The sequence below is a fragment of the Tamlana sp. I1 genome (assembly GCF_015355625.1).
Lineage (GTDB): Bacteria > Bacteroidota > Bacteroidia > Flavobacteriales > Flavobacteriaceae > Pseudotamlana.
The window spans coordinates 1-24,553 of the sequence record NZ_JACLAF010000001.1; the positions used below are offsets into that span (position 1 = coordinate 1).

The window sequence follows — 24,553 nt, forward strand, 5'->3', positions numbered from 1 at the left end:
CATAAACGTAAGAATAAGAAAACCCCGTTTTTGGCTCTGATCAGCCTTTTTCGGGGTTTTTATGTACTTAAATTTACGTAAAAATACTTGTATTTACAAGGGATAACGCGTTTTCTGAATGTGCCTATATAGGTTTAATTTTGACATAAAAAAACGCTCCAATCCCGATTGCTATAGGATTGAAGCGTTTTTGTAAAATTTATCTATGGCGATTCGCCATTACATCATGCCTGGCATTCCGCCTCCGCCCATAGGCATTGCAGGAGCATCTTCTTTAATATCAATTAAAGCACATTCTGTTGTTAAAATCATTCCAGAAACTGAAGCAGCGTTTTCTAAAGCGATACGCGTTACTTTTTTCGGGTCGATAATTCCAGCTTCAAGCATGTTTACATAAGTATCAGATTTAGCATCGTAACCAAAGTCTTTTTTACCTTCTAAAACTTTATTGATAACTACAGAACCTTCGCCTCCAGCATTTTCAACAATTGTTCTAAGAGGTGCTTCAATGGCTTTGTTTACAATTTGAACTCCTGTAGTTTCATCTAAATTATCGGTTGTTAATTTTGCTAAAACAGCTTTTGCTCTTACTAAAGCAACACCACCACCAGCAACAATACCTTCTTCTACAGCAGCTCTTGTTGCGTGTAAAGCATCATCAACACGGTCCTTTTTCTCTTTCATTTCAACTTCACTAGCAGCACCAACGTAAAGTACAGCAACCCCACCAGCTAATTTAGCTAAGCGCTCTTGAAGTTTTTCTTTATCGTAATCTGAAGTTGTTGTTTCAATTTGCGCTTTAATTTGATTAACACGCGCTTTAATAGTTTCGCTATCGCCAGAACCGTTTACAATGGTTGTATTGTCTTTGTCTACAGTTACGGTTTCAGCAGTACCTAACATGCTTAAATCGGCGTTTTCTAAAGTAAATCCGCGTTCTTCAGAAATCACAGTTCCACCAGTTAAAATAGCGATATCTTCAAGCATAGCTTTACGTCTGTCTCCAAATCCTGGCGCTTTTACAGCAGCAATTTTTAATCCACCACGTAATTTATTAACCACTAAAGTAGCAAGTGCTTGTCCGTCTACATCTTCAGCAATAATTAATAAAGGACGACCAGATTGTGCAACAGGCTCTAAAATTGGAAGAATCTCTTGTAAGTTAGAGATTTTCTTATCGAATAATAAAATGTATGGATTTTCTAAATCGGCAACCATTTTATCAGAATCGGTTACAAAGTAAGGTGATAAATAGCCTCTATCAAATTGCATTCCTTCAACGACGTCTACATAAGTATCCATTCCTTTCGCTTCTTCAACCGTAATTACACCTTCTTTTCCAACTTTAGAGAAAGCAGTAGCAATTAATTCGCCAATTGTATCATCGTTATTTGCAGAAATAGCAGCAACTTGTTTTATTTTTTCTGAAGAGTTCCCAACTTTTTGAGCTTGAGCTTCAAGATCTTTAACAATGGCTTCAACAGCTTTGTCGATACCACGTTTTAAATCCATAGGATTTGCACCAGAAGCCACGTTTTTTAAACCTTCTTTCACGATTGCTTGTGCTAAAACAGTAGCGGTAGTGGTACCATCACCAGCTAAATCGTTGGTTTTAGAAGCCACTTCTTTAACCATTTGTGCACCCATATTTTCGTGTGCATCTTCTAATTCAATTTCTTTAGCTACAGAAACACCATCTTTAGTTACAGAAGGCGCTCCAAAACTTTTACTAATAATTACGTTACGTCCTTTAGGACCTAAAGTTACTTTAACCGCATTTGCTAATGCATCAACACCACGTTTTAAACCGTCGCGTGCTTCAATATCAAATTTTATATTTTTTGCCATTTTTTTAAATTTTTAGCTTTTGGCCTTTAGCTGTTCGCTATTGGCAAAGCTTGTGTTGTTAATTTATTAAAGCTAAAAGCGAAGGGCTAATAGCTAAGAACTAGTTTTTACTAAATTAAATTTTGTTGGTTTTAGCTAAAGGCAAACCGCCAATAGCCAAAGGCTAATTTACACTATCGCAAGAATATCGCTCTCACGCATAATTAAATAATCTGAGCCTTCAAGTTTTAGTTCTGTTCCAGCGTATTTGCCATATAAAACAGTGTCGCCAACTTTAACAGTAATTGGCTCGTCTTTGGTTCCTGGTCCAGCAGCAACTACAGTGCCTTTTTGAGGTTTTTCTTTAGCATTGTCTGGAATAATAATTCCTGAAGCTGTTTTGGTTTCAGCTGCAGCAGGCTCGATAAGTACGCGATCTGCTAATGGTTTAATGTTTACTCCCATTTGTTTTATATTTTTAATTATTTAAGTGTTAATTTATTGGCTAGTAGCCTACGAAAAATGTGCCAATGACATATAACTGACAAACTTGCAGATGGTCTTGCAGGATGGCTTAAAAACGAAAAATGCCAACTTAAAAAGCTGGCATTTTTGTCTTTATTTTATGTTGTAAAAACTATTCTGCTTCTTTCGCAGGAGTTGTGTCATTAGATTGTGCTGGTGCGTCTGGTAAAGCAACAGGAGCAGATGTTGGTGCATCTAAATCTAAAGCTTTAGATTCTGCATTTCCTGGCCCTCTGTTTATCGCTACATTAGATACTAAAATTAATACCAAAAGTAAAGTTGATAAGGTCCAAGTACTTTTATCTAAGAAATCCGTGGTTTTCTTAACACCTCCTAATTGTTGTGTGCCACCACCACCGAAAGATGATGATAATCCGCCTCCTTTAGGGTTTTGAACCATGATTACTACGATAAGTAAAAACGCTACCACTACGATAAGGACTAAAAATATTGTAAACGTACTCATTATTTTTTATTATTTTGTTCTTGTAAATGCTCTACTGCTCTAATTTGGTTTGCAAAGAAACTACTTTTTTCTGGATATTTCAAACTTAAAATTTTATAAGATTGAATTGCTTTACTGTAGTTTTTTTGTTCTACATAAATACGTGCTAAAGTCTCAGTCATTAAAGCTTCAGGTTGTATCATTTGTGCTTTTGCCAAGTTTCCTTTTTGCGACAAGGGTTTTGTTGGACTTATCTTGGGGTTTTCGGCAATAAATTTATCGATAAGTTTAAACTTTTCTTTTCTTTCTAAACCGCTAGAATCTAATTTTTTAGTGTCTTTTTTTAGTTTTTTTTCTTTCTTTATTTTTACCGAATCACGTTCAATAGGATCAAAACGGGTAAGTTTTAGCCATTCATTAAAGGAATGCGATTCTTTGTTGTTAAATTGAAGTGGCTCCCCCAACTTTAAAACAGCTTCGGCAGTGGTTTCTTGTTCTTTTGCTTTTTCGGGGTTTATCTCTGGTTTTTCTTCAGTGGTTTCTGAAGTTTCTACAAGAAAAGGTGCTTTTGGTGTTTGGAGTGCTTTGGGTTCAAAAAGAGCGGGGTCTAGAACACCATCGGTATCTTTAATTTGTTGTTTTAAATGATCATCAATAGTAACGTTTTTATGTACTGAAATGTCTTCAGCTTCAACTTGAATATCATTTAAATGCGAACTATTGTTTTTGATGGTTTCTGAAATTTCATTCTGAACAAAAACTTCAGAAGTAATAAAATCAAATAAAATACTTCTATCGGTGGTGTAAGACGCTGTTGTTTTAAGTTCCTGATTGTATTGAAGGCTGCTTTGGTCTTTTAAACCTTTTAAATATATGGCACGCGCCGATTGAAAATAGGGGTATTTGGCAATAATAGACTTTAGTCCATCGGTTTGCGCGTTAGTTAAAACTTGCGGTTTTTGAAGGATTTGTATAAAATCTGATTGGTTCATTGTTTGTGCCAAAATTAATGTGTTGTTACCACTTCGCTAAGGTGGCGTTAAAAATATCTTGCGTAATACGTGCAAATATTTCTTCTACTGCTGTTGTTTTTATGTCGCCTATAAGTTGGTCTGTCCCTGGGTAATCGTAAAAAAACGAGAAACTTTGTTCTAAATCATCTTCCTCTTTTTTGGTGTTATAAAAACGCACTTTTACGGTAATTGTTAATCGGTTTTGTGCTGCGGTTTGTTCGGCAGTTGCAGTAGTTGGCGAAATTCGATATTCTGTAATTTCACCTTCGTAAATTAAATCGCCACCGTTTGGAACTAAATTTAAGTTGGTTTGGTTTTGTATTAAATCCTCTAAAGCAATTTTAAAATCTCGCTCTAAGCCAGGTTCTATAAGTAAAGCGGTGTTTTCAAAATGATTTACTTGATAGGTTTTTACATTTGCAGGAATAGAAGCGCCTGTAAACGAATAAAAACCACAGCTTGTAAATGAAAAGCTTAAGGCTAGGAGTGAAAAGTATAAGACGTATTTTTTCATGGTTTTATGTGATGCTGTGAATTTTAAAGTTTTAACAAGGAAACTGTTTTGTAAAGGGCAAAAATACTATTAAATATGTGTTTTTATTGTTGTGGCAATGCTTCTTTTTTATGAGAATCTATTAAAGCAATAAGTTTTGTTAGCGATGCTTTAATTTTGTCAGATTCACTTTTTTTGAACAATAATTCAGCTTTCTTTTTCATTTTACTATAATCACCATCAGGGTATAGGGTAATCAGCTTCGAAAAGTATTTATCGATACCTTCAGCTAATTTTATTTTTCCTTCATTTGAAAAAGCGTTTTCATTATTTATCTCATCTAAATAATAAGTGTAATTATTAATCAAAATTTTAATATTAGAATTAATATTTCTTTTTACTTTTTGTGCATTTGGGTCGTCTGCACTTTCTTGTATTTCGTCGTTTCCTAATTTAAAATAATCAAGCTGTAAACCTAATCCAAATTGCCATACAGCTAACATTTCTATGTCATAGATATATTGGTCTTTACGGTCGGTTGCAGGGTAGATGTCTTGCATGTCTTTCCAATGCTTAAAGAATTCTTGAGCAACAGTATTTCGATGTTTTAAACCTAATTCATTATCATTTAATACAATTTTGTAGTTCTGTTCGTCAGTTAGTTTTTTAACTATGATACTTTGTTCAGGATTATCAAAGGTTGGTTTTTTCTCATCGTTAGTGTAGCCAAATCTCAGTTCAAGAACTGCTGCGTCGTAATCGTTAAGATCCCAATACCTTTTATTTAAAGGGTATTCGTGTTCTTCTTCGTTTTTACAGTTGCTTAATATTAATACGGTGAAGGCTAGAAGGATGTACTTAAATTTTGGCATCAATTATTATTTTTGGTTTTTTAAATTCTGAAAGTAAAGTTAATAAACTGTCAACTTGTTTCTCGTATCTTTTTTGTTCACTAAATACATAGGAATGAAAAGTGTTGTAATCGTATTCTTTTTGAAACGCCCTTTCTTCTGTTTTTGTGTTTTGAATAATATTTTCAATTTGTTCTTTATTGAAGGCTTTAAGATTGGCTATTTTTTGTTTTGCTTTTCGAGCGAATAGTTCTGTGATTTTGATATGGTATTTTTCGTGTTTTAAAAGGTCTTTACTATAGGTTTTTGTATTGTAGACAAATGACCGTGATGGGTGAAATAAAGATTTAACTTCAACCGAATTTTCTTGAATATCACTTTCAATTGTGGTTACTACATATGCGAATTTTTCATTACCATACAGTGATTTTCTAAAAAACTCTAAGCCTCTAAAATTTTCGAATGTAATTTGTTCATATTTATCAAATGTAAGAGGCTTTTCATAATTCAAATAGTTTGTATGAATAAGCGCCGCAAATAGAAGGAGAATTGGGGTTAATACAAGTAAAGAGTATTTTGTGAACTTTAGAAGCTTCTTTAAAGGAATAAGATTTCCTCGTTTTCTTTCTTTTATAACTTGAATTAGTTGATAAAAAACAGGCGAGAAATATAGCAGTAATATTAAAGTTGCTATTAAATTTTCATTCATTTGAAAACTTTTCTAATTAATGACATAACTTCACTAAAGATCATACTGTTTAATTTTTCGGTATAAAGTACGTTCGCTAATGCCTAATTCGGCGGCAGCTAGTTTACGTTTGCCTTGATGGCGCTCGAGCGATTTTTTAATAAGTTCGAGTTCTTTATGTTGTAGTGAAAGTGTTTCTTCTTCTTCAATTTCTTCAGCAAAATGATATTTATCTGTAGTTGGTGCGATATCGTCTTTTTCAATAGTATGCTCCGGAATAGAAAGCACTTCGGTGTCTGTGTCTAATGATTCTTCATAATCGGTATCTTCATTAGAATCATCACCATAAATTTTCTGAATTAAGCTTTCATTCTTTTTCTCAACATCTTTGGTGTTGCCGTTTTTCATCAATTCCAAAGTCAGCTTTTTTAAATCGTTCAAATCACTTTTCATATCAAAAAGCACTTTGTACAGAATTTCACGTTCGCTGCTAAAATCACTTTCAGATTTTGATGTTTTTATAACGGCAGGCAGATTTGTTCGAACAGAATCTGGTAGATAACTTCTTAAAATTTCGGAAGTAATGGTTCTGTTTTGTTCCAATACTGAAAGCTGCTCGGCGATGTTTCGTAACTGACGAATATTACCGCTCCATCTGTATTTTAAAAGCAATTGAATGGCATTGTCGCTAAGTTTTACCGTGGGCATTTTATATTTTAAAGCGAAATCGCTAGCAAATTTTCTAAACAATAAATGGATGTCTTCTTGGCGCTCGCGTAACGGCGGTAAATTGATGTCTACCGTGCTTAATCTGTAAAATAAATCTTCACGAAATTTTTCTTTTTCAATAGCTTCAAACATGTTTACGTTTGTTGCAGCAACGATGCGTACATTGGTTTTTTGTACTTTACTAGAACCTACTTTTAGGAATTCGCCATTTTCTAAAACACGTAATAAACGCACTTGTGTGGTAAGTGGTAATTCGCCAACTTCATCTAAAAAAATAGTTCCGCCATCGGCAACTTCAAAATAGCCTGCACGGGTTTGCGATGCACCTGTAAATGCGCCTTTTTCGTGACCAAATAATTCACTGTCAATCGTGCCTTCGGGAATGGCGCCACAGTTTACAGCAATGTATTTATTGTGTTTTCTGTGCGATAATTGGTGAATTATTTTAGGAATACTTTCTTTACCAACACCACTTTCTCCTGTAACTAAAACCGAAATATCTGTAGGCGCTACTTGAATGGCTTTTTCGATAGCACGGTTTAAGGCAGGAGCATTTCCAATAATACCAAAACGTTGTTTAATTGCTTGAACTGATTCCATAATTAGCCCCCTAGCCCCAAAAAGGGGAATTTAAAAAGTGAATATTTTGATTCTTTCTATTTTGAGTCATACTTATATTTATTCATTTGGGTAAGAATTCCTCCCCTTAGGGGAGGTTAGGAGGGGCTTATTCCCTCTCCTATAAGGGTAGCACTCGTACAATCTGTAACCTTAACATTTACAAAATCACCAATGTTATAGTCGCCTTTTGGAAACACGCAAACAATGTTTTGTGAGGTTCTTCCAGACCATTTTTCGCTCGATTTTTTAGATTCTTTTTCAACCAAAACTTCTACAACGCTGTTTAAGTATTCTTTGGTTCTAATTTCACTATGTATACGTTGTAAATCAACAATATCTTGAAGTCTTCGTTTTTTAGTTTCTTCAGGAACGTCGTCTTCCATATTTCGTCCCGCCATGGTTCCTGGGCGCTCCGAATAGGTAAACATATACCCAAAATTGTATTTTACGTATTCCATTAAAGAAATGGTGTCTTGAAAATCGGCTTCGGTTTCGGTAGGAAATCCAACAATCATATCTTGACTGATGGCACATTCTGGTAGAATACGACGAATATTATCTATTAATTCGAAATACTCTTCACGAGTGTGTAAACGATTCATCGCTTTTAAAATACGGTTGCTTCCGCTTTGTACAGGCAAATGAATGTGATTACATATATTATCGTATTTCGCCATGGTTTCAATCACATCAAGCGTTAAATCTTGAGGGTTTGATGTTGAAAAACGAATGCGCATTTTAGGTTGTGCTTTGGCGCAAAGCTCTAAAAGTTTAGAGAAGTTTACCGCCGTAGCTTTTTGCATCGCGCTAGCTTTTACAAAGTCTTTTTTTAATCCACCACCATACCAAAGGTAGCTGTCTACGTTCTGTCCTAATAAAGTGATTTCCCTGTAGCCACGATTCCATAAATCGTTCACTTCCTCAAGAATACTTTGGGGTTCTCTACTGCGTTCACGACCACGAGTAAACGGTACGACACAAAACGTACACATATTATCGCAACCACGTGTAATGGACACAAAAGCGGTAACGCCGTTAGAATTTAAACGCACTGGCGACACATCGCCGTAGGTTTCATCTTTAGAAAGAATTACGTTTATGGCGTCTCTACCTTCATCAACTTCTGCTAAAAGATTTGGTAAGTCTTTATAAGCGTCGGGGCCAACAACAAGGTCAACTATTTTCTCTTCTTCAAGAAATTTAGTTTTTAAACGCTCGGCCATACAGCCTAAAACCCCCACTTTCATTTTTGGGTTTTGGTCGCGTTTTACAGCATTATATTTTTCTAAACGTTTGCGAACGGTTTGTTCGGCTTTATCTCTAATCGAGCAGGTATTTACTAAAACTAAATCCGCTTCTTCAAGGTTTTGCGTTGTGTTAAAACCTTGGTCGGCCATAATGGAAGCCACAATTTCGCTGTCGCTAAAATTCATGGAACAGCCATAACTCTCAATAAAAAGTTTGCGTTTATTTTCTTTTTTTTGTTCTAAAACTAAAGCGTCTCCTTGTTTGTTTTCGTCTATAATCTTCTCCATAATATAAAGAAACCGTTATCGGTCAATTAGCTTGCAAAGATACAATATTTTAATGATTTGTGACAAAGTGACAGTTTGAAAAATAATGCAGTTTACATTGTTTTAACGAAAATTTTAGGATTCATTTTATTTTGTGTTATAATCGTCTATTTTTATCGAACCAAATTAAACCAATATAAAAATATGAATACAGTTACCGATTTATTGAAAAAAATAGAGCAAGCCAAATCACTAGACTTTGGAGAAATTTTTGGCGAATCCATAGAGTTGTTTAAAAAGACTTGGCTTAAAGGCTTTATTCTTTTTTTAATGACGCTGGTTATCATGCTTCCGTTAATAATTATTTTGTACATCCCGCTTATAGGTATGATTATCGCGCAAGGCGAAAACGGACAGATAGACGATAGTGCTATGACCAATTTTTTTGGTAGCATGTCCATATTATATATCCTTTTTGTAGTTGTGGGTATTTTTGTTTTAGGATCGATCACTTTCGTTCTTAATGCGGGGTTTTATCGAATTATGAAAAAAATAGACGATAATGAGCAGGTAGATACTAAAGATTATTTCTATTTTGTTAAAATGCAATATTTAAGCAAGGGGCTACTAATTTTACTAATTTCTATAGTAATAACTATTGTGTCTATGATGCTTTGTTATATTCCATTTATATATGCTATTGTGCCATTAAGTTTTTTCGTGGTTGTTTTTGCATTCAACCCAGAATTATCCACGGGAGAAATTATTAAGCTAAGCGTTAAACTGGCGAATAAAAACTGGTTAGTCGCTTTCGGGCTTATTGTTGTTAGCACTATTTTATCGCAAATTGTGGGCTATTTGGCTTGTGGTATAGGGCTTTTGTTTACAGCAACTTTTGTTTATCATCCTATTTATTTAATATATAAAAAGGTGTTTGGTTTTAATCAAATAGATGTTATTGATGAAATAGGCGCAACAATTGAATAAGATTTTATTAAATAGAAAAACCTGTTTTTAAAGTAGTAAAAGCAGGCTTTTTTATTTAAAATTTCTACAGATAATTGCTAACATACTGTAGATATACTTTTTTTCATATACATTTGTAGCTTCAAAAAATGAAGTATGGCGAAGAATTTAGTAATCGTAGAGTCACCTGCTAAGGCAAAAACCATTGAGAAATTTTTAGGTAAAGATTTTAAAGTTGAATCTAGTTTCGGACATATTTCCGATTTACCTTCAAAAGAATTAGGGGTTGATGTTGAAGGGGATTTCAAACCCAAATACGAAGTTTCAAAAGATAAAAAAGCAGTTGTAAAAAAACTGAAGGATTTAGCTAAAAAAGCAGAAATGGTTTGGTTGGCTAGTGATGAGGATCGCGAGGGAGAGGCTATAGCATGGCATTTAGCAGAAACTTTAAAATTGGATAAAGACAAGACGAAACGTATTGTTTTTCATGAGATTACTAAGTCTGCAATTCAAAAAGCCATTGAAAACCCAAGAGGTATCGATTACGATTTAGTCGATGCGCAACAAGCGCGTCGTGTATTAGATAGAATTGTAGGTTACGAGTTATCGCCCGTACTTTGGAGAAAAGTAAAAGGCGGTCTTTCAGCAGGTCGTGTGCAGTCGGTTTCAGTGCGTTTAATTGTTGAAAAAGAACGTGAAATTGAAGGCTTTACACCTGTAGCATCTTACCGTATTGATGCCGAATTTTCTAATGAAGACGGACAAACCTTTAAGGCGAAGCTTCCGAAGAATTTTTCATCAAAAGAAGAAGCTCAGAAATTCTTAGAACAAAACGCAGCAGCCGATTTTAAAGTAGCCGATTTACAAAAAAAACCAGCTAAAAAATCGCCAGCAGCACCATTTACAACATCAACGCTTCAACAAGAAGCATCGCGTAAATTATATTTTTCAGTAAGTAAAACCATGACAATGGCGCAACGCCTTTATGAAGCTGGTTTAATTACTTATATGAGAACCGATAGCGTAAATTTATCTGACGAAGCACGAAAAGGTGCCGAAGCAGAAATTAAAAACGCTTACGGTAACGAATACAGCAAACCAAGAAATTATACAGGAAAATCAAAAGGAGCACAGGAGGCGCACGAGGCTATTCGTCCAACCAATTTTGCAACTCATTCTGTAGATATCGATAGAGATCAAGCGCGTTTATACGATTTAATTTGGAAACGTGCCATTGCCTCACAAATGAGTGAAGCAGAATTAGAGCGTACCAATGTTAAAATTAGTGCCTCGACTCATAATGAAACTTTCACAGCAAATGGAGAGGTTATTACTTTTGAAGGCTTTTTAAAAGTTTATTTAGAAGGTACCGATGATGAAGATGTAGAGCACGATGGTATGCTACCAGCTATGCGCACAAACGAAACCTTACTTAATAATTTTATTACTGCTACCGAACGTTATACGCGTCCGCCATCAAGATACACCGAGGCTTCTTTGGTTAAGAAATTAGAGGAATTAGGTATTGGTAGACCATCAACGTATGCCCCGACAATTTCAACCATTCAAAACAGAAATTATGTTGAAAAGGGTACGGTTGAAGGTGTAGAGCGTAGTTATACACAACTTGTTTTAAGTGAAGGCAGCGTTAAAGATAATTTATTGACTGAAAAAGTAGGTTCCGATAAAGGGAAACTTGTGCCAACTGATATTGGTATGATTGTAACCGACTTTTTAGTGAATCATTTTGATGCCATTTTAGATTACAATTTCACAGCAAAAGTGGAAGCCGATTTTGATGAAATTGCTGAAGGCAACGAAAATTGGATTGAAATGATGAAGACTTTCTATAAAGGTTTTCATCCTGTTGTTGAAGATGTTAAAGAAAATGCCGACAGAGAATCTGGTGAACGTATTTTAGGAACAGATCCTAAAACAGGTAAGCAAGTAAGTGTGCGTTTAGGGCGTTTTGGGCCTATGGTACAAATAGGAACAGTTGATGACGAAGAAAAACCACAGTTTGCTAGTTTAAGTCCAGACCAGCAATTAACCACAATTACTTACGAGGAAGCCATGGATTTGTTTCAGCTTCCTAAAACTTTAGGTAATTATGAAGGTGAAGAAGTACTTGTAAATAATGGGCGTTTTGGGCCTTATGTAAAGTTTGGTGAAGCTTATGTGTCGCTTCCAAAAGGTACCGACCCATTAAGTGTGGAGTTAGATGATGCTATTGTTTTAATAAAAGAGAAGCAAAAAGCAGATGCTCCTATATATATGTATCAAGATTTGCCTGTGCAAAAAGGTAAAGGACGTTTTGGGCCATATATTAAATGGAACAACATGTTCATTAATGTGAACAAAAAATACGATTGGGACGAGTTATCCGATGAAGATATTGTTGAGTTAATTGAAACAAAAATTCAGAAGGAAATCGACAAGGTTATTCATAACTGGGAAGATGAAGGCATTCGTGTTGAAAAAGCACGATGGGGCAGACATAACGTATTAAAAGGAAAGATAAAGGTAGAATTACCTAAAACTGTTGATGTTTCTGAAATGACTTTAGAAGAAGCTAAAGGTATTATTGAAGCAGCTACACCTAAGAAAAAAGCAACCAAAAGAAAACCTGCGGCTAAAAAGAAGGCGGCGCCAAAAAAGAAATAAAACCTTATGAATTTTAATTTCCTTTCTCCTGTTTCAGATTTAGTATTGGCTCATAACGAGTTACTTTCAACACAAGCATTAGGAAGAAAACTTAAAATACACTCGGCGCAGCACGGCATGCCGGATTTGGATGACGTGAAAATCGCAATAATTGGGGTTTTAGAAAACAGGAACGATGTTAATTATATAGGTGAAGAGTTTCAGTTAAATGAAATTAGAAAAAGCTTTTATAGTTTGTTTCCTGGAAGTTGGAATACGACTGTTGCCGATTTGGGCGATATTCATAAAGGTGAAAGCGTAGAAGATACTTATTTCGCTTTGCGTGAAGCGATAAGTGTGTTGGTTAAAAAAAATGTAATTCCTATTATTTTAGGGGGTTCACAGGATCTAACTTATGCTAATTATCGCGCTTATGATGATATTGTACCTATGGTAAATATCGTAAATGTAGATGCGCAGTTTAATCTAGGCGATTCTTCAAAACCTATAAAAAATAACAGTTTTGTTGGTAAAATCATATTAGATCAGCCTTATAATCTTTTTAATTACGCCACTATTGGCTATCAAACTTATTTTAATTCTCAAGAAGAATTGGATTTAATGGATAGTCTCTATTTTGAATCCTATCGATTAGGGCAAGTGTCCCACGACATCAAATCTGTTGAACCAGCTTTGCGTGATGCCAATATTGTAACGGTAGATTTAAACGCAGTAAAAGGCTCCGAATTAGGCTTGAATCAACGGTACTCTCCAAATGGTTTAGATGGAAAAGAAATTTGTGCCATTGCGCGTTATGCAGGCATAAGTAATAAAGTGAGTTCTTTTGGGATTTACGAATACAAACCATCAAAGGACGACGATATGACGTCCATGTTAATTTCTCAAATGCTTTGGTATTTTATTGAGGGGGTAAATTATCGCGTTCTAGATGATGATTTTTCAGATGAAAGAAGTTATCAAAAGTTTACTGTTCTTATTGAAGAGGAAGAATTAGTCTTCTATAAGAGCAATAAAACAGGCCGTTGGTGGATAGAAATTCCATTTTTATCCGAAGTCAATAATAAATTGAAACGTCATACGTTATTACCATGCATGCACCAAGATTATTTGGATGCTTGTAATAATTTGGTTCCAGAGCGTTGGTACAAAGCATTTCAGAAAAATTGCGTTTGACAGATAAAGATTAGTTAAATGGATTTAACCACCGTTTAAGTGTTATTTTTTTACGATGAAACGTTATTTTTTTAGATAAAAAGTTGTTTTTTAAATAATATATAAATATGTTTACGCTCTCGTAATCGAAAAAGCTAAATAAATTAACCTCGAGTTTACTATGGATATGAAGAAGTTTTTATTATTAACCGCAGTATTAGTAGTTCTTGCCAGTTGTGGCTCTAAAGACAGGGGCGAGCTAGTTGGTGTGAAAGGGAAAAAATGGCATCCTGAAAAGCCTTATGGGATGGAACTTATTCCTGGGGGCGCTTTTATTATGGGTAAAGCCGATGACGATCTAGCTGGAGTTCATGATGCACCTGCAAAAACTGTAACTGTAAGATCGTTTTATATGGACGCCACTGAAATAACCAATAGTGAATACCGTCAGTTTGTTAATTGGGTAAGAGATTCAATCGTAAGAATGAAACTTGCTGTTTTAGCTGATGAAGTAGGTTTAACTCCTGAAGATGGTGGCATTGGAGAATTTGCGTTTAAAGATGCAGATACTGCAAACATGTCGGTTTACGAGAAGTATATGTTCGAAAACTATACGGGTCTTGGTCCAACAGGTTATGAAGGCCGAAAAATAAATAAAGACGTAGATTTAATTTACAATACCGAAGAGTATCCAGACGAATACTATACTGAAGTTATGGATACCATGTATTTACCTAAAGAAGAATCATATAACGGAAAACGTACTTGGGATGTAACGAAATTTAAATTTCAATACAACCACATGGACATCCAAGAAGCCGCAAGAAACAGAGGTGTTAAGCGTAAAGATGTTATTATAAAAGAAGAGATTGAAATTTATCCAGATACAACAGTATGGATTAGAGATTTTGCTTATTCTTACAACGAACCAATGCACAACGATTATTTCTGGCATGATGCTTACAGTGATTATCCTGTAGTTGGAGTAACTTGGAAACAAGCCAAAGCATTTTGCGAGTGGAGAACACTTTGGAAGAATACTTACCAAAATTCTAAAGCTGGTGCAGCTGCTGTAAATACATTCAGATTACCGTCTGAGGCAGAATGGGAGTATGCCGCTAGAGGTGGGTTGCAAGCAGCAACATTCCCTTGGGGAGGACCTTACACGAAAAACGATAGAGGTTGTTTTATGGCAAACTTTAAACCTGTACGTGGGGATTATGCAGCCGATCAAGCTTTATATACTGTTGAAGCACAGTCTTACGAGCCAAACGATTATAACTTATACAACATGGCTGGTAACGTATCAGAATGGGTAAATGCATCTTATGATCCTTCTGCATATCAATATACATCTACTATCAACCCAAGTGTGAACGATGTAGATAACCAACGTAAAATTGTAAGAGGTGGTTCATGGAAAGATGTAGCTTACTTTTTACAAGTTAGTTCAAGAGATTACGAGTATGCAGATTCTGCAAGAAGTTATATAGGATTCAGAACCGTTCAAGATTACATGGGGACACAAGTAACCAAAAACGGTCAGTAATTCTAAAATCAATCTAATCAATAACAATAATAATAAATTAACCTACTAAATTTTTTAAAACCGAATATTATGGCAAAGTCAAAAGCAAGTAAAAAGTTCATGAATATGGCGTACGGATTAGGAGCAGCAATCGTAATTGTTGGTGCACTATTCAAAATTATTCACTTTGAAATCGGACCACTAACAGGTAACGTGATGTTAACTATAGGTCTTGTAACAGAAGCAATTATTTTTGCATTATCAGCATTCGAACCTGTTGATGAGGATTTAGATTGGTCTTTAGTATACCCAGAATTAGCTGGTGGAGCACAATCAGGAAAGAGAGAAGAAAAGCAAGATGCACAAGGATTATTATCTAAAAAGTTAGATGATTTATTAAAAGAAGCTAAAGTTGATGCTGAATTAATGTCAAGCTTAGGAACAAGCATTAGAAACTTTGAAGGTGCTGCTAAAAACATCGGTTCTACTGTAGATTCAATTGAAGCTACTAAGAAATATGGTGAAGAGCTTACTTTAGCTGCTGCTCAAATGGAATCATTAAACAGCTTATATAAAGTACAATTAGAAAGCGTAAGCAAACAAGCGTCTGTTAATGCAGAGTCTGCTGATAATGCTGCTAAATTAGAGGAGCAAATGAAAGCATTAGCTTCAAACTTATCTTCTTTAAATGGTGTATACGGCGGTATGTTATCTGCAATGAATAAATAATTAGGAGCGTTAATCCCAAATTACTATTAATTAACCAAAAACCTAATTACAAAACATGGCAGGAGGAAATTTATCACCAAGACAGAAAATGATTAATCTGATGTATTTAATATTTATCGCGATGCTCGCTTTAAATATGTCGAAAGAAGTACTTTCAGCCTTCGGATTAATGAACGAAAAGCTTACTAAATCTAACGCTACAAGCACTGTTCAAAACAACAGTTTTATGGCGAATTTAGATCAGAAAGCTACAGATCAACCTGAAAAATACGAGCCTTTAAAGCAAAAAGCAGCAAAAATTGATGCTTTAGCTAAAGAGTTTGATGCTTATTTAGATAAATTAAAAGGTGATATGACCGCTAAAATTGATGATCCTACGGATTATGAAATTATGGACAAAGGCGATTACCTTGATCAATATTTCTTTAAAGGCGGAAAAATTAGTGAAGGCGGACAAGAGTTTTTAGCACAAATCTCTACTTTTAGAGATGGCGTTGTTAATCTTTTATCTGATGAAAAAGGTATGGAGTCTGTAATTAAAGATGTACAAGCAGAATTTAGTACTGATGAAGTTACAAATAGAGATGGCATCAAAGTTGATTGGCTAGATTACCATTATAAAGGATTTCCTTTAGTAGCTTCATTAACTAAAATGACACAACTTCAAGCAGATATTAAAACGACTGAATCTGAAGTTTTATCAACAATGTTACAAGGAACACTTTCTAGCGAGGTGTCTATGACAAACTATACCACTTTAATGGAAACTTCAAAATCGGCTTACTTTAATGGTGAGCAGTTTGATGGACAAATTGTTTTAGGTCGTAAAGATGCTTCAACAAAACCATCACGAGTTGAATTAACTTTAGACGGTAGAGCACTTACTGAAGAGCAATACGTTATTGAAGAAGGTAAAGTGAAATTAAAAATTGGAACAGGCAGTGTTGGAGAACACAAAATTGAAGGAAAATTAATTTTTGCTCAAGATGGAGAAGAAGTTGAGGTTCCTGTAAATTCATCTTTCGCTACTGTAGCAAAGCCAAATTCAGCAACCATTTCTGCTGATAAAATGAATGTGGTTTACCGTGGTGTTAAAAACCCAATGACCATTTCTTTTGCAGGTATTCCTGATAATAAAGTGAGCGCTAGTGCTCAAGGTTTATCTAGAAAATCTGGTAGCAGTTACGTAATGGATGCAACAAGAATTCAAGGTAGAGAGGTTACTATTAACGTATCTGGTACATTACCTGATGGCGGTAGAGTAAGTGATAAAGCTAAATTCAGAATTAAAGATTTACCAAAACCAACTGGAACAGTTAGAGGTGAAGACGGCGCATTAAAAATGCAACGTAATAGTCTTAAAATCTCAACTATTGGTGCTAAATTTGACGATTTCGATTTCGAATTACCATTACGTGTAACAGGATTTAAATTTAAAGTTCCTGGGCAGCCTACAATAAATGTTAATGGAAATAAGTTAGATAGTAGAGCACAACAAGCTTTATTAAAAGCAAAACGTGGTTCTGGTGTTCAAATATTTGATATTGAAGCTAAAGCTAGCGGTGTTAGTGTGATACTTAAAAAAGTATCTCCAGTTTTTATCGAGCTTACAAACTAAGCTTGAGTTTATAAAATAAAAGCGATTGTTAATACTATAAAGTATTAAAAGGTAAAAAATACAACATGAAACATCCATATCATGTGAGGTTGAATTTCAACTTGAAATTATATGGATGTTACATAATACCATTGAAAAACAATAAATATAAACACATGAATTTAAAAAGTTTTTTATTAACCGTTGTTACTGTTGTTACAGCTTCTAGTATGTTTGCTCAAGCGAATATATTAAATGCAAAAAGTCCAGATGAAATTGGTGTTAGAACAGCAGATCAAAAGGCAGTAGACAATGATAAACCTTTAGAATATGGTTATGTTGATGATAGAGATATCTTGTTTTCTAAAATGGTTTGGGAAAAAGTAGTGCTTGATGAGCGTGCAAACTTCCCATTGTATTACCCAATAGATACCAATAATATTGGTAGCGATAGACGCTCACTTTATGATGTTCTTATGAAAAACATTAGGAATGGAAAAATAGAGAACATCTATGACGATTCTTATTTTACTTCTAAAAGAACGCTTAAAGATATCCAATTTGCTTTAATGAAAGTTGATACTACCGAGTTAGGTATCGAGCAATTAAATGCGGGTGAAACTTTATCGGCAGAGTATATTAACAGAAGAGAAATTACAGGAGCCGATATTAAAGCATATCACATTAAAGGATTATGGTATTTTGATAAGCGTCAAGCAGAAATGAAATACCGTTTACTTGGTATTGCGCCAGTTGCTCCCGATGTTAACTTTATAGATGACGAACAACCAGATTTAGTTGAATTATTTTGGGTGTTTTTCCCAGATGCTAGAGAAGTGTTACATGAAGCAAAATCTTTTAATAACGTAAACAGCTCGATGCCATTCTCATACGACCACGTATTAAATGCAAGACGTTTCCATGGTTATATTTACAGAGAAGAAAATGTTCAAGGAGATAGAGCTATTTCAGAATATGTTTCGCAAAATGCTTTAATGCAACTTCTAGAATCGCAAAGAATTAAAGATAAAATTAGAGATTTTGAACTTGATATGTGGACATACTAAGTTTTAAAGATTTAAAATGATATGAAACGCCTGCTTTTTAAGTAGGCGTTTTTTTTGGACTCTTTTGTCTTTAAAATTTTGCTTAAAACAGCGTATCTTCGCGCTATTATGAAAGTAGATTATATCGTTGTAGGTACAGGTATTGCTGGTATTAGTTTTTGCGAGCAATTAAAAGCGAATAACAAATCGTTTGTGGTGTTTGATAATGCGTCACAGCAATCTTCAACTGTAGCAGGAGGTTTGTATAATCCTGTAGTTTTAAAACGCTTTACATCCGTTTGGAAAAGTGATGAGCAACTCGACTTAGCTTTACCCCTTTATGCCAAAATTGAAAGCGAACTCAATGTAAAACTAGATTATAAAATTCCTGTTTACAGAAAATTTGCTTCTTTAGAAGAGCAAAATGATTGGTTTTCGGCTTCCGATAAACCACTACTTTCTAAATGGCTTTCAGCAAAAATCATTAAAAATGATAACGCCGCTATCGATGCGCCTTTTGGTTTTGGAGAAGTTTTAGAAACGGGTCGTATTGATGTGAAAACCATGATTGAGGCATATAAATCTGATTTAAATAGTAAAAATCTACTTTTTGAAGATGCTTTTGAGTATGATTTGATTGAAGAAACTAATAATGGTATTCAATATAAAAACATATCAGCAGCACAAGTTGTTTTTGCTGAAGGCTACGGTATAAAGCAAAATCCGTTTTTTAAGCACTTACCATTAGTTCCTGCTAAAGGCGAATTGTTAATTATTCATACCCCAGAACTACAAATCGATTTTGTGTTAAAAGCCGGCGTGTTTTTAATTCCGCTAGGCGATGATACTTACATTGTTGGCGCAACTTACGAGTGGAAAGATTTAACTAATAATGTTTCAATTAAAGCTAAAGACGAACTTGCAGCCAAGTTAACCAAGCTAATAAGTTGTCCTTATAAAATCGTTAATCAAGTGGCAGGGATTCGTCCCACTGTAAAAGACAGACGTCCTTTGGTTGGACAGCATGACAAACATAAAAATTTATTTGTTTTGAATGGTTTAGGGACTCGTGGTGTGATGATTGGGCCTTATGTAGCCAAACAACTTTACGATTTTATTGAAAATAACAAACCGCTTGAAAAGGCGATTGATATTAAAAGATTTGAGCATTAAATTACTACTGTTTTAATGCTGAACAATGCTTTATTAGGTAAGGAACAGGCTTATTTCTTTGCTAATTTTTTGTCGTAACTCATAAAAAAGTTAATCCAAATATTTCTTGAAACCCTTAAAATTATAGGCATAAAAATTATTAATGTTAGGACTATTGAAATAAATACAGCATTAATTCCGGCTTTAAAAATAAAAAAGGAAATAATAAATGCAGCAACAGCAAAAGCGATACCAACTGCATAACTTACGTACATAGAACCATAAAAAAAGGAGGGTTCAATTTTGTATTTCGTACCACAATTAGAGCATTTTTCATGCATGTCTAAGGCTTGAGAAAGGATGTAGGGATTCTTGTTTTTAAACATAGATTCTTCATGGCATTTCGGACAAACACCCATGAAAATACTATATAATTTACTTCCTTTTTTAAACATATAATTTAACGTATTTTTGCAACCGCAATTACGGTACAAAAATAAGACTTAAAACATTAAACGTCCGTGATAAAAGTTACATTTCTATGATGAACATTCATAATTTATCGATTTCATTTCAAGGGGAATACCTGTTTGAAGATATTACTTTCAAATTAGGTAATGGTGATCGGATCGGGTTAATAGGGAAAAATGGTGCCGGTAAATCAACCATGTTAAAAATTTTATCGAAGGAAATGGAACCCGATACGGGACAAATTGCAGCTGATAAAGACCTTAAAATTGGTTTTTTAAAGCAAGACATCGATTTTATTTTGGGGCGTACTGTTTTAGAAGAATCTTACGAAGCCTTTACCGAAATTAAGGCCTTGGAAGCTAAAATGGAGTTGGTAAATAATCAAATGGCAGAACGAACTGATTATGAAAGTGAAGGCTACCATCAATTAATGATTGATATTAATGAATTGCAACACCAATATGAGATTTTAGGGGGGTATAATTATCAAGGCGATACAGAAAAGATTCTTCAAGGTTTAGGGTTTAAACGCGAAGATTTTAATAAGCTTACCGATACTTTTTCTGGGGGATGGCGTATGCGTATTGAGTTAGCCAAATTGCTGCTTCAAAACAATGATATTTTACTTTTAGATGAGCCAACCAACCACTTAGATATCGAATCGATAATCTGGCTTGAAGGTTTTTTAAAGAATTATTCCGGAGCTGTGGCCATTGTATCGCACGATAAAATGTTTTTAGATAATGTAACCAATCGTACCATAGAAATTTCGTTAGGACGTATTTACGATTATCCGAAGCCTTATTCACAGTTTTTAGTGTTACGCGAAGAATTGAGAACCCAGCAGTTGGCTTCACAAAAAAATCAGCAAAAACAAATCGAGCAAACTGAAAAGCTTATTGAAAAATTTCGAGCCAAAGCCTCTAAAGCAACCATGGCACAATCGCTTATTAAAAAGCTTGATAAAATTGATAGAATTGAGGTTGATGAAGATGATAATAGTGTGATGACTCTTAATTTTCCGGTTTCAATTACGCCTGGAAAAGTGGTTGTTGAAGCTGAAGCGATTTCTAAAAGCTATGGTGATAATCACGTTTTACAGGATATCGATTTATTAATTGAACGCGATGGGAAAACGGCTTTTGTTGGACAAAACGGACAAGGAAAATCTACGCTAGCAAAAATTATCGTTGGCGATGTTAAATATGAGGGGCACTTAAAACTGGGGCATAATGTTCAGATAGGTTATTTTGCTCAAAATCAAGCTGAATATCTCGATGGTAATAAAACGGTATACGACACCATGGTTGATGCCGCAAATGAAACCAACAGAAGTAAAGTTCGTGATATTTTAGGCTCTTTTTTATTTAGAGGCGATGAAGCCGATAAATATGTTCGAGTGCTTTCGGGAGGGGAACGTAACCGTTTGGCTTTGGCTAAATTAATGTTGCAGCCTTTTAATGTGCTTATTATGGATGAGCCTACCAATCACTTGGATATTAAATCTAAAAATGTTCTAAAGGAAGCTCTAAAACGTTTTGAAGGGACATTGATTTTAGTTTCACATGATCGTGATTTTTTACAAGGCCTAACCAATAAAGTATACGAGTTTAAAGATCATAAACTGAAAGAATATTTAGGTGATATCGATTTTTACCTAGAACAGCGTCAAGTTGAAAATTTAAGAGAAGTTGAAAAGCGTACTGTGGTTAAGGAAACCCCTAAGGTTAAAACTCAACATTCTTATGAAGACCAGAAGAAGCTGAAGTCTTTAAATAATAAACTAAGTAATGTGGAGTCTAAAATTAATCAGTTAGAACGCGATTTAAAGGCGATTGATTTGGAACTAGAAGTTAATTATGAAGAAACCACATCCAAGCCCAATTTCTTTGATAACTATCAGAAGAAGAAAAAGGATTTAGAAGCTTTTATGGAGCAATGGGAAACCATTCAAATGGATATTGATGCTTTTAGCGAATAAGGGATTTAAATAAGAAGCATTTGATATTTTGGTTAATGCTTTTAATCTATTATAAAAACGCTTCAAAAGGATTTTCTATGTAGGTTAATAAAGCATCGGGTTTAAGGTAGTTAAATTTGTTGTAGAAGTTTTGCCTTATTTGGTTTACTTCTTCGACTGAAATCTCTAGTGATTTAGAAATTTGGTTTACATTATACCCAATTTTTTCTAAGATTATAACCATTTCATCTTGGTTAGAAAGTGTAATCCCATAAAGTTTTATCTTATAAAGAAATAAGGGAAATAGTTTGTTGAATAATAGTTTTAACACATCACTGTCTTTTTTAGAATTTATTTTATTTGCTGTTAAAAAGTCTATTAATTGTAAAGTTCTTTTTCTTTTAGAGCTGTTAAATATCACCATGGTCTATTTGTTTAAAATCGATAAACAAATAGACGATTTAGATTAGGTTTTTGCTAAAATAGTGGCTAGACAAAATTCTAGACAAAATTATAACACATTATATTTCAATAACTTCTAGTAAGGTTTTTTCTTTTGGAGCATCTAGCTTTTTTCGAAGGCGGTATCGAGAGGTATTAACACTATCAGGAGAAATTCCTAACATCGATGCAATTTCAGATGTGTTTAAATTTAGTTTTTCAAGAGCAAGCAGACGCTCTTCCGAATTCGTTAACTTTTGATGGTTATTTTTAAGGTTGATAAAAAAGTGTGGATAAACTTCATTAAATCTTTCTTTAAAGAGGCTCCAGTCATCAGCAGTTAAAATTTTCGATTCCGTAAGCTGTTTTAGTTCGGTAAGTTCTTCATGATCGCCAAAAGTATTTTTTAGATTTTGAAATTCAACTTCCAAGGCCTTTTGTTCTTCACTTTTATTAAGCAGGGCTTTAGTGAAGCTATTAAGCTCTTTTTCTTTTTCTTCTAACTGTGCTAGCAGGTTTTTTCTTTTTTGTTTAGAATTTAGGTGAAAGAGATAAAAGATGGCAGATAAAATGATAAGTATTGTACACCCCAACACTAGGTATAAATAAAACCTTGTACTGGCTAATTTTTTTTGATCTTCAAGAATTTTAATGTCGGCATTTTGTTTTATAATTTGTTTTTCTTTTTCAGAGGTTTCAAACCGCGTTTGATAGAAAGCATAAGAATTGGCGACAAATTTATTATATAGAGAATCTCGTAAAGTTAGATACTTTTGTAAAAAGGTGTTTGCAAGCTTATTATCGCCTTGGCTAAGGTATAAATCAGCTAATATTTTTTGAGCCTCGATAATTTCAATGTTTAAAGGCGTATCTTTTAATTTTTGTAAATAGCTTTTAATACTTTTTATAGCCAGGTTGGTTTTTCCTGTAAGTTGATAATATTTAGCTTTTGGTTTTAGGGAATATGCTTCTTCATAATTATTTTTTAGCTGCTTTTCCAATGCCATCATTTTATTAAAAGAGGCATGGGCTTTTGCTTTATTTTTTTTATCAGCGTAATATGCCGTTCTATGGGCTTCTAAATAGTAAGTAAAGCGTTCTTTGAAGTAAGGGTTGTCGCAGTTAGAAATCATTTTTTCTACCAAATCAAATTCTTTTTCAAAGTCCATATTCCCTCCTCCTTTCAATACAGATGCTGCTGTTTGTAAAGTAATTAAGGCTTGAGTACATGGCGATTTATGTTTCTCGGTTAGTTTTTTTAGCTCCTTACGCTGTTCTAATGCTAGATCCTTAAGTCCGTTTATATTATAAAGACTAGTAAGTTCGTAGGTCGCATTTATAGTATATTCAAGATCACCCAGTTTGTCATATAAGCCTTTTGCTTTTTCGAACATTTGTACCGCTTGCGGGAAGTTGTTGCTTCTAAAACTAGCTTGTCCTGAAAAAAAGTAAGCATCTGCAGCATAAATAGAGTCCTTTTCTTTAAGAAACAACGGGATACTTGCTTTGTAATCTTTTAAAGCTAATTGGTAATTCGTATTAACAAAATGGTATCCAGCTCTTTTTAATAAAATATGCGCTTTAGTATTTGGTTTTTTAAACTTATTGGCAAAACCTAACATGGAATCGATCCACTTTTTCTGAGATTTTAAATCATTGGTGTCATTATAATACTGCATTAAAAATCGAGATTTTAATGCGGCTTGGTCAAACTCATTATTTTTAAGGGCTATATCGATATATGTTTTAATATGGGCGACTTGTTTAGGGCTGTTTTCTCTAATGAAATGCTTTGTAATTGTATCCAAATACTGAAGTTTCTCTGTATCGCTTTTAGAGTTTTCAGCGAAACTAATAAGGCTATCTATGGGAGTTTGTGCCGTTGAATAAGAAATAGTTAGAATAAAAAAAAGCGTACTTATTTTTTTAAGAAGTATCATTTTAAGTGGTTCTTGAGGTGCTTTTCGATAAATTCAAAAAAAATGTTAATTGATTTTCTAAGAGCTAAAATATAGAATTCTATTCTTACTTCTTACTAATGTTATACTTACAGTGATGTTTTTAAATAAATTGATAAGAGAAACTATTATTACTACGAAAATGGAAAAAAGATAGGCGTAATTTAGGCATTTCTTTAAGGT

The 24,553-nt window shown here is 34.2% G+C and carries 22 protein-coding genes and 1 pseudogene; 10 read left to right on the top strand and 13 right to left on the bottom strand.

Annotated features, from left to right (window positions below; all coding sequences use genetic code 11):
- Window positions 1-219: 219 nt before the first annotated feature.
- From groL to H6X70_RS17035, 8 genes are all read right to left on the bottom strand, one after another.
- Window positions 220-1,848 carry a chaperonin GroEL gene (gene groL, locus H6X70_RS00005; protein WP_194765626.1) on the bottom strand — a complete coding sequence of 543 codons (1,629 nt, stop codon included), beginning with the start codon at window positions 1,846-1,848 and terminating at the stop codon, window positions 220-222.
- 168 nt (window positions 1,849-2,016) lie between these two features.
- The gene (gene groES / locus H6X70_RS00010) at window positions 2,017-2,292 is read right to left on the bottom strand and encodes a co-chaperone GroES (protein WP_194765627.1); all 276 of its coding nucleotides are present in this window, start codon (window positions 2,290-2,292) and stop codon (window positions 2,017-2,019) included.
- A gap of 172 nt (window positions 2,293-2,464) precedes the next feature.
- Complete coding sequence (gene secG / locus H6X70_RS00015; RefSeq protein ID WP_194765628.1) at window positions 2,465-2,818, bottom strand: preprotein translocase subunit SecG; 354 nt, start codon at window positions 2,816-2,818, stop codon at window positions 2,465-2,467.
- Entirely contained in the window at window positions 2,818-3,789 is a 972-nt protein-coding gene (locus H6X70_RS00020) for a hypothetical protein (protein ID WP_194765629.1), read from the bottom strand. Before H6X70_RS00020 ends, secG begins: the two co-directional genes overlap by 1 nt.
- Window positions 3,790-3,814: 25 nt before the next feature.
- Window positions 3,815-4,324, bottom strand: coding sequence for an LPS assembly lipoprotein LptE (gene lptE, locus H6X70_RS00025; RefSeq protein WP_194765630.1), 510 nt, complete (start codon window positions 4,322-4,324; stop codon window positions 3,815-3,817).
- Window positions 4,325-4,407: 83 nt separating this feature from the next.
- Window positions 4,408-5,175, bottom strand: coding sequence for a hypothetical protein (locus H6X70_RS00030; RefSeq protein ID WP_194765631.1), 768 nt, complete (start codon window positions 5,173-5,175; stop codon window positions 4,408-4,410).
- On the bottom strand, window positions 5,162-5,863 hold the full coding sequence (locus tag H6X70_RS00035) for a DUF922 domain-containing protein (RefSeq protein WP_194765632.1): 702 nt from the start codon (window positions 5,861-5,863) through the stop codon (window positions 5,162-5,164). Before H6X70_RS00035 ends, H6X70_RS00030 begins: the two co-directional genes overlap by 14 nt.
- A 33-nt stretch (window positions 5,864-5,896) precedes the next feature.
- Window positions 5,897-6,295 carry a helix-turn-helix domain-containing protein gene (locus tag H6X70_RS17035; RefSeq protein WP_410529795.1) on the bottom strand — a complete coding sequence of 133 codons (399 nt, stop codon included), beginning with the start codon at window positions 6,293-6,295 and terminating at the stop codon, window positions 5,897-5,899.
- Here H6X70_RS17035 and H6X70_RS17040 point away from each other — a divergent pair.
- The gene (locus H6X70_RS17040) at window positions 6,234-6,404 is read left to right on the top strand and encodes a helix-turn-helix domain-containing protein (protein ID WP_410529797.1); all 171 of its coding nucleotides are present in this window, start codon (window positions 6,234-6,236) and stop codon (window positions 6,402-6,404) included. The two genes, H6X70_RS17035 and H6X70_RS17040, sit on opposite strands and share 62 nt — an antisense overlap.
- Window positions 6,405-6,679: 275 nt before the next feature.
- Here the strand turns inward: H6X70_RS17040 and H6X70_RS17045 are convergent.
- Window positions 6,680-7,171, bottom strand: a pseudogene (locus tag H6X70_RS17045) (sigma-54 factor interaction domain-containing protein); the annotation flags it as partial.
- 116 nt (window positions 7,172-7,287) lie between these two features.
- Window positions 7,288-8,727, bottom strand: a complete 1,440-nt coding sequence (gene miaB / locus H6X70_RS00045) for a tRNA (N6-isopentenyl adenosine(37)-C2)-methylthiotransferase MiaB (RefSeq protein ID WP_194765634.1) — start codon at window positions 8,725-8,727, stop codon at window positions 7,288-7,290.
- 183 nt (window positions 8,728-8,910) lie between these two features.
- Here miaB and H6X70_RS00050 point away from each other — a divergent pair, with 183 nt between their 5' ends.
- From H6X70_RS00050 to H6X70_RS00085, 8 genes are all read left to right on the top strand, one after another.
- Complete coding sequence (locus H6X70_RS00050) at window positions 8,911-9,693, top strand: hypothetical protein (protein ID WP_194765635.1); 783 nt, start codon at window positions 8,911-8,913, stop codon at window positions 9,691-9,693.
- Window positions 9,694-9,828: 135 nt separating this feature from the next.
- Window positions 9,829-12,336: a type I DNA topoisomerase gene (gene topA / locus H6X70_RS00055; RefSeq protein WP_194765636.1), complete on the top strand. Its 2,508-nt coding sequence runs from the start codon at window positions 9,829-9,831 to the stop codon at window positions 12,334-12,336.
- A gap of 6 nt (window positions 12,337-12,342) precedes the next feature.
- Complete coding sequence (locus tag H6X70_RS00060; protein WP_194765637.1) at window positions 12,343-13,509, top strand: formimidoylglutamase; 1,167 nt, start codon at window positions 12,343-12,345, stop codon at window positions 13,507-13,509.
- Window positions 13,510-13,669: 160 nt separating this feature from the next.
- Entirely contained in the window at window positions 13,670-15,037 is a 1,368-nt protein-coding gene (gene gldK / locus H6X70_RS00065) for a gliding motility lipoprotein GldK (RefSeq protein ID WP_194765638.1), read from the top strand.
- 69 nt (window positions 15,038-15,106) lie between these two features.
- Window positions 15,107-15,745 (top strand): gliding motility protein GldL, encoded by a 639-nt coding sequence (gene gldL, locus H6X70_RS00070; protein WP_194765639.1) that lies wholly within the window; start codon window positions 15,107-15,109, stop codon window positions 15,743-15,745.
- A 55-nt stretch (window positions 15,746-15,800) separates the two neighbouring features.
- A complete protein-coding gene (gene gldM / locus H6X70_RS00075; protein ID WP_194765640.1) occupies window positions 15,801-17,363 on the top strand; it encodes a gliding motility protein GldM in 1,563 nt (520 codons plus the stop codon).
- Window positions 17,364-17,518: 155 nt separating this feature from the next.
- Window positions 17,519-18,409 (top strand): gliding motility protein GldN, encoded by an 891-nt coding sequence (gene gldN / locus H6X70_RS00080; protein ID WP_194765641.1) that lies wholly within the window; start codon window positions 17,519-17,521, stop codon window positions 18,407-18,409.
- A gap of 78 nt (window positions 18,410-18,487) precedes the next feature.
- Window positions 18,488-19,561 carry an FAD-binding oxidoreductase gene (locus H6X70_RS00085; RefSeq protein ID WP_317171431.1) on the top strand — a complete coding sequence of 358 codons (1,074 nt, stop codon included), beginning with the start codon at window positions 18,488-18,490 and terminating at the stop codon, window positions 19,559-19,561.
- A 50-nt stretch (window positions 19,562-19,611) separates the two neighbouring features.
- Here H6X70_RS00085 and H6X70_RS00090 read toward each other — a convergent pair whose 3' ends face one another.
- Window positions 19,612-19,995: a DUF983 domain-containing protein gene (locus tag H6X70_RS00090; RefSeq protein WP_194765642.1), complete on the bottom strand. Its 384-nt coding sequence runs from the start codon at window positions 19,993-19,995 to the stop codon at window positions 19,612-19,614.
- Between the two features lie 86 nt (window positions 19,996-20,081).
- Here H6X70_RS00090 and H6X70_RS00095 point away from each other — a divergent pair, with 86 nt between their 5' ends.
- The gene (locus tag H6X70_RS00095; protein WP_194765643.1) at window positions 20,082-21,992 is read left to right on the top strand and encodes an ABC-F family ATP-binding cassette domain-containing protein; all 1,911 of its coding nucleotides are present in this window, start codon (window positions 20,082-20,084) and stop codon (window positions 21,990-21,992) included.
- Between the two features lie 49 nt (window positions 21,993-22,041).
- On the opposite strand, the gene H6X70_RS00100 is transcribed toward H6X70_RS00095, so the two are convergent.
- Window positions 22,042-22,395 (bottom strand): hypothetical protein, encoded by a 354-nt coding sequence (locus H6X70_RS00100; RefSeq protein ID WP_194765644.1) that lies wholly within the window; start codon window positions 22,393-22,395, stop codon window positions 22,042-22,044.
- Between the two features lie 97 nt (window positions 22,396-22,492).
- Window positions 22,493-24,352, bottom strand: a complete 1,860-nt coding sequence (locus H6X70_RS00105) for a tetratricopeptide repeat protein (protein WP_194765645.1) — start codon at window positions 24,350-24,352, stop codon at window positions 22,493-22,495.
- Between the last annotated feature and the right edge of the window lie 201 nt (window positions 24,353-24,553).